The sequence below is a fragment of the Pedobacter chitinilyticus genome, from assembly GCF_003313385.1.
Taxonomy (GTDB): domain Bacteria; phylum Bacteroidota; class Bacteroidia; order Sphingobacteriales; family Sphingobacteriaceae; genus Pedobacter; species Pedobacter chitinilyticus.
The window spans coordinates 1,567,602-1,568,605 of sequence record NZ_QMHN01000001.1 but is presented as its reverse complement, the minus strand read 5'-3'; the positions used below and the strand labels follow the sequence as shown (position 1 = coordinate 1,568,605).

Here is a 1,004-nt window from a genome sequence, read left to right as displayed (position 1 = left end):
GTGACGGTATAGGTTCCTGCTGTAAGACCAGTTGCCGTAGCATTGGTACCACCCGAAGGTGACCATGAATAGCTATATGGCGAGGTTCCTCCCGTAGGTGCCACGGTAGCCGTACCGTTTGCCCCACCGTTGCAGGATACATCCGTCTTGCCACCGCCCGTAGCTGCCGATAGTGCTGCTGCAGGCTGGTTAACGGTGACCGTCCTGGTGATCTGGCAGGCGTTGGCATCGGTCACGGTCACTGTGTAGGTTCCAGCACTGAGGCCCGTTGCAGTGGCATTGGTGCCTCCCGAAGGTGCCCAAGAATAAGTGTACGAAGTCGTTCCTCCAGTTACCGCCACTGTCGCTGTTCCGTTACCGCCACCATTGCAGGAAACATCTGTTTTGGAAATGGTTCCTCCAAGTGCCGCCGCAGGCTGATTGATGGTGAATGTCCTTGTAGTCTGACAGTTGTTATTATCCGTTACGGTGACGGTATAGGTTCCTGCTGTAAGACCAGTTGCCGTAGCATTGGTACCACCCGAAGGCGCCCATGAATAGCTGTATGGCGAGGTTCCTCCCGTAGGCGCTACGGTTGCCGTACCGTTGGCAGCACCATTACAGGAAACATCGGTTTTTCCACCGCCTGTTGCCGCACTTAGTGTTGCAGGCTGGTTGATGGTCACCGTTCTGGTGATTTGGCACCCGTTAAAGTCTGTTACGGTCACTGTATAGGTTCCTGCTGCTCGGCCCGTTGCCGTAGCATTGGTACCACCCGAAGGTGCCCATGAATAGAAGTATGGGGTTGTTCCGCCAGTCGCCGAAACGGTTGCCGTACCATTTGATCCCCCGTTACAGCTTACATCGGTCTTAGATGTTGTTCCGCCGAGTGCAGCTGCTGGCTGGCCAACTGCAATGCTTAACTGCTTGGTACAACCAAGATTATCAGTAATGGTACAAGTATATGTTCCTGCTGTAAGACCAGTTGCCGTAGCATTGGTACCACCCGAAGGCGCCCATGAATA

Annotated in this window: 1 pseudogene; it reads right to left on the bottom strand. The window is 54.3% G+C overall.

Features of this window, described 5'->3' with window-relative positions:
* Positions 1–1,004 (bottom strand): annotated as a pseudogene (locus tag DUT70_RS06535) (SprB repeat-containing protein); the annotation flags it as partial.